Here is a 5601-nt window from a genome sequence, read left to right on the forward strand (position 1 = left end):
CTATTTAATATAATTTCATAAAAACATTTGCTAAAAACTATTTACAAAATGACGATTTATTATATAATAAAAATGCCTAAATGAATAACTATTAAGGTTTATCATAAAGGAATTATTTACGATTATATTTAATTTGATTTTTTGATTTATGGAAAATAGAATTGCCGTTATAGGAATAATCATTGAAAATAAAGATATAGTTTCAAAGGTTAATGAAATTTTGCATGAAAACGGCGATTTTATAATAGGAAGGATGGGAATTCCTTACAGAGAAAAAAATATAAATATAATCAGTATCGTTTTAAATGCTCCTTCGGATAAAATTAATAGTTTAACAGGCAAACTTGGTATGTTGGAAGGAGTTTCGGCAAAAGCTCTCTATTCCAATAAAAACCAGTAATATTTTAAACAGTTTTTTATTTGGAGACGCTATTATGTTTAATTACGATTCAAAATCTAAAAATGCAAACGAATTTATAAACGACAAAAAAATTTTAGAAACTATATTTGAAGTAGAAAGCGGGAATTACGATATTGAAAAAATATTGAATAAATCAAAAGAAATGAAAGGACTCGAACCCACCGAAGCTTTGGCTTTATTATTATGCAATGATAAAAATATAGAAAACGAAATATACGAAATTGCAAAGAAAATTAAACTTGAAATATACGGAAGAAGAATAGTTTTATTCGCTCCTTTATATTTATCAAATTACTGCATCAACGGCTGCGTATATTGTCCTTATCATTCAAAAAATAAAAATATAGCAAGAAAAAAATTAACGCAGGAAGAGATAAAAGCGGAAGTAATAGCTTTGCAGGATATGGGACATAAAAGACTTGCTCTCGAAACGGGAGAGGACCCAGAATATGCGAGTATGGATTATTTACTCGAATCTATAAAAACTATTTACGGAATCAAACATAAAAACGGCGCTATAAGAAGAGTAAATGTAAATATCGCGGCTACAACGGTTGAAAATTATAAAAAATTAAAAGACGCGGGAATAGGCACTTATGTTTTATTTCAAGAAACTTATCATAAGCCGACTTATCAAAAACTTCATCCTACGGGACCAAAAAGCGATTACGAATATCATACGAAAGCTATGGACAGAGCTATGGAAGGCGGAATTGACGATGTTGGAATCGGAGTTTTATTCGGACTCTATAATTACAAATACGATTTTACGGCGATGCTTTATCATGCAAAACATTTGGAAGATACTTTCGGATGCGGACCTCATACGATAAGCGTTCCGAGAATAAGACCAGCGGACGATGTCGATTTATCTTCTTTTCCAAACGCGATAACGGATAATTTATTCAAAAAAATTGTAGCCGTTTTAAGAATAGCCGTTCCTTATACGGGAATAATAGTTTCCACAAGAGAGAGTCAAAAATCGAGAGAAGAAGTTTTGGAAGTCGGAGTTTCGCAAATAAGCGGAGGCTCGAGAACAAGCGTTGGAGGATATGTCGAAGAGGAAGAAGAAAATTCAAAACAATTTGAGGTTAACGATACGCGCTCATTGGACGATATAATAGAATGGTTATGCAAAATAGATTATTTGCCAAGTTTCTGCACGGCATGTTATAGAGAAGGAAGAACGGGAGACAGATTCATGAGTTTTGCAAAAAGCGGACAAATAAAAAATTTCTGTCAGGCTAACGCGATAATAACTTTAAAAGAATATTCCAACGATTACGCTTCCGATAACACCGAAAAAGAAATTGATAGAGTAATGATTAACGAAATAGAAAAAATCCCAAACGAAAAAGTGAAAAATAAACTTGTAAGCGCTTTGGACGGAATTGACGAAGGAAGAAGAGATTTCAAATTTTAATCGGATATTAAAATGAACGATACTCCAAATTCAAATAGAACTCATATAGCGATTTTCGGAAGAAGAAACGCGGGCAAATCGAGTATAATAAACGCGATGGCAAATCAAGATGTCGCCATAGTTTCGGACAATGCTGGAACGACTACCGACCCTGTGAAAAAAGCTATTGAAATAAATAAAATCGGAGCATGCGTTATAGTCGATACGGCGGGATTTGACGATGAGGGAGAACTTGGTTTATTAAGAATAGAAAAAACTAAAAAAATATCGGAATCAACGGATATCGCGCTGCTTGTTTTTGACTGCGGAACTAAAAATATTGAAAACGAAGATTATCTTTTAGAATTGAAATGGAAAAATGAATTATCCGAATTTGGAATTCCAATTATTGCCGTTATAAATAAAATCGATTTGAATAAAAATTATAAAATAGTCGAACAAAATATAAAAGATATTTTCGATATTGACTGCGTGCCAATAAGCGCAAGTAAAAAAATAAATATAGACATTATTATCGAAACTATAAAAAATAATATTTCAAAAGAGGACGAAATAAGCATAGTCGGGCATATAGTCGGAGAAGACGATATAGTTTTACTCGTAATGCCTCAAGATATACAAGCGCCGAAAGGAAGATTGATTTTGCCTCAAGTTCAAACTATAAGAGATATACTCGACAATAAAGCGATAGTGATTGGAGCGACATTTGATAAACTTGAAAATGCTTTAAAAAGTTTGAATAAGCCTCCTAAAGTCATAATAACCGATTCGCAGGTTTTTAAAGAAGTTGAAAAATTAAAACCTAAAGAAAGCGCGTTAACATCTTTTTCAGTTCTATTCGCTCGATATAAAGGCAACGAAAAAATATATAAAAAAGGAGCGGATTTTATAGACAGCCTAAATAAAAAAAGCAAAATACTTATTGCCGAAAGCTGCACTCATATTCCGTTGGAAGGAGATATAGGAAGAGTAAAAATTCCAAATATGCTTAAAAATAAATTCGGTTTCGCGTTCGATATTGATTATACGGCGGGGGCGGATTTTCCAAGCGATTTGTCGAAATATGATTTGATTATTCACTGCGGAGGATGTATGGGAACGAGAAGGCAGATATTAAACAGAATAAAATTATGCGAAAAACAAAATAAACCGATAACGAATTACGGAATGGCAATAGCTAAAATAAACGGAGTTAATTATATTTAATGTTAATGAACGATATTATTGATATTAATAAAGCTAAAAAAATAATAGATAAAATCGATAAAAAAGAAAAAATTTCTTATAAGGACGCTTTGACTCTTTTATCTTCTTTTGAATACGATAATAATTTGAATAAAAAGAAACTTAATAAAAAAGAAAAAGCGGAAATAAAAGAATTAAAAAAATATCTGAAAGAAAAAGCGAGAGAAAAAGCGGATAAAATTTTTGGAAAATATATTTTTATGCGCGGACTTATAGAATTTACGAATTATTGCAAAAACGATTGTATTTACTGCGGAATAAGAAAGAGCAATAAAAACGCCGAAAGATATAGATTAAATAAAAAAGAAATTTTAGAATGTTGTAAAATCGGCTACGATATAGGTTTTAGAACTTTTGTTTTGCAAGGCGGAGAGGATAATTTTTTTAATATTGAAAGAATGACGAATATTGTGAAAGCGATAAAAAAAGAATTTCCCGACTGCGCTTTGACTTTGTCGATAGGCGAAAAAGAAGAAGAATATTATAAAGAATTAAAAAATAACGGAGCAAATAGATTTCTTTTGAGGCATGAAACTTCCGAAAACGAACATTATTCAAAATTGCATCCGAAATATATGAGTTTGGAAAATAGAAAGGAATGTTTAAGATATTTAAAAAATCTCGGCTTTCAAACTGGAACGGGAATGATGATTGGAAGCCCTTTTCAAAAATTGGAAAATATCGCGGGAGATTTGATATTTATGCAGGAAATTAAACCAGAAATGATAGGAATCGGTCCGTTTTTACCGCATAAAGACACGCCTTTTGCAAACGAAAAAATCGGAGAATTGGAACTTACTTTGATTCTTATAAGCGTTCTTCGTTTAATATTTCCGTTATCTTTAATTCCCGCGACTACGGCGCTCGGCACTATAAAAGAAGGCGGAAGGGAACTCGGAATATTGCATGGCGCTAATGTGGTTATGCCGAATCTCTCTCCAATGAATGTGAGGAAAAAATATTTGCTTTATAATAATAAAATATCCACTGGAACGGAATCCGCCGAAGGAGTGGAACTTTTAAGAGAGAGTATAGATAAAATAGGTTATATTCTTACTGGAGCAAGAGGCGATTTTGATATAAATAGAAGATAAAAAATAATTACGGTTAATTACGCATTAAAAACCCCTATGCCCTTATCGAACATAGAGGTTGTTGGCTTAAATCTTTATTTTTGCGGAATTAATTTAGAGTATTAATCTTCCCAAGCTGCTGAAGGCGTTATACTTATTACTACGGAAGCTGTTTTATCTGCTTCATTGTAAGTGTATTCAGTCATTTTATCGTCTAATACATAACCCGATTTTGCAGTAATAGTCAAAGTTAAATCCAAAGCTGTGCTAGCGCTTGGTTTAGTTTCACTGCTGTATTTTCCTGCTACAGTAACTCCTTCTTGTTCAACTGCTAAAACTTGGTCTAATGCTGTTTTTAAATCTCCAAATTTTGCAGTTAATGCAGTTACAGAAGCTTTTCCGCTTGCAGGATTTACTCCAGAAAAGTCTATTGTTTTCTCAATAACAATAGATTGCAAAACTCCCGTTAAATCCGAAGCACTGATTGTAGTCGTAGTCGGATTAGTAGGAGTTCCCCCGCCGTTTTCGTCCTTTTTACAGCTAACCGCCAATAACGATAAAGCCATTACCGTTATCAATAAAGATTTAAGAATGTTTTTTGTGTGAGTCATTTTGCACACTCCTTTTAAATAAATTTTATTTATAACTAAACAAGGATTTTTTATTTTCCTTGATAAGCTATCGAAAGTTATTGAAGTTAAAAAGGTTTTAACTAAATTTAGAATTGCAAAATTATTTTTTATCGTCATTGCCATTAGTGGGAGCGATAAAATCGTCATTGCGAGACTTCGTAAGAAGTCGTGGCAATCCACACAGAATAGATTACTTCGGCTATCGCCTCGTAATGACGGACTTTCCGAATATTGCAAAAATGTTTTTACTAACGAATTGCGAATTCTAAACGGAGTTGTTTTGCTTCTTTTGACAAAAGAAGGAGCTTTTTTGGTTCTTTTTTCTCGGTAGAAAAAAGAACATATATTTTGTTTTTCTTTTATAAAAGAAATTATTTTTGCAAAACGAATAAAGACACTTAAAAAATTAAATATGTCGTATAATTTGTTGGATGAAGAAAATTGAAAGGAATTATTGTTTAGAAGACAATAATGGTTCTGTTCTGTTCTGTTCTGTTCTGTTCTGTTCTGTTCTGTTCTGTTCTGTTCTAGTCATGTGTTAAACATCCTTAATCCGAATTTTTTCTTTCGGCTATTTTTTAATTTATGGATTAAATTATAACATCTTTAAAAAATAAGTCAATACTTTAAATAAATTTTTTTTAAAAAAATTCTATAAAATTTAAATAACTTTATAGAATTATGATTATTTTTATAATAAATTTCATATTCAATCTAAATTTTTAGAAATTTAAAGATTTAAATAGTTAAAAAATTTGTCGAATCGAAATAAATTTATTTTAATGAAAAAAAGCGAGCAATATTCCA

The 5601-nt window shown here is 31.4% G+C and carries 5 protein-coding genes; 4 read left to right on the forward strand and 1 reads right to left on the reverse strand.

The window, feature by feature from the left end:
* Positions 1-148 precede the first annotated feature (148 nt).
* The 4 genes from ACR0QS_RS10355 to hydE are packed head-to-tail and all read left to right on the forward strand — an operon-like array spanning position 149 to position 4183.
* Entirely contained in the window at positions 149-400 is a 252-nt protein-coding gene (locus ACR0QS_RS10355) for a TM1266 family iron-only hydrogenase system putative regulator (RefSeq protein ID WP_432633369.1), read from the forward strand.
* 34 nt (positions 401-434) lie between these two features.
* On the forward strand, positions 435-1844 hold the full coding sequence (hydG, locus tag ACR0QS_RS10360) for a [FeFe] hydrogenase H-cluster radical SAM maturase HydG (RefSeq protein WP_432633370.1): 1410 nt from the start codon (positions 435-437) through the stop codon (positions 1842-1844).
* Positions 1845-1856: 12 nt separating this feature from the next.
* A complete protein-coding gene (gene hydF, locus ACR0QS_RS10365) occupies positions 1857-3050 on the forward strand; it encodes a [FeFe] hydrogenase H-cluster maturation GTPase HydF (protein ID WP_432633371.1) in 1194 nt (397 codons plus the stop codon).
* A gap of 14 nt (positions 3051-3064) precedes the next feature.
* Positions 3065-4183: a [FeFe] hydrogenase H-cluster radical SAM maturase HydE gene (gene hydE / locus ACR0QS_RS10370; protein ID WP_432633373.1), complete on the forward strand. Its 1119-nt coding sequence runs from the start codon at positions 3065-3067 to the stop codon at positions 4181-4183.
* A gap of 101 nt (positions 4184-4284) precedes the next feature.
* Here hydE and ACR0QS_RS10375 read toward each other — a convergent pair whose 3' ends face one another.
* On the reverse strand, positions 4285-5031 hold the full coding sequence (locus tag ACR0QS_RS10375; protein ID WP_432633372.1) for a hypothetical protein: 747 nt from the start codon (positions 5029-5031) through the stop codon (positions 4285-4287).
* Positions 5032-5601: the final 570 nt, after the last annotated feature.

The sequence above is a fragment of the Brachyspira sp. genome (assembly GCF_050873525.1).
In the GTDB taxonomy this organism is placed as follows: domain Bacteria; phylum Spirochaetota; class Brachyspiria; order Brachyspirales; family Brachyspiraceae; genus Brachyspira.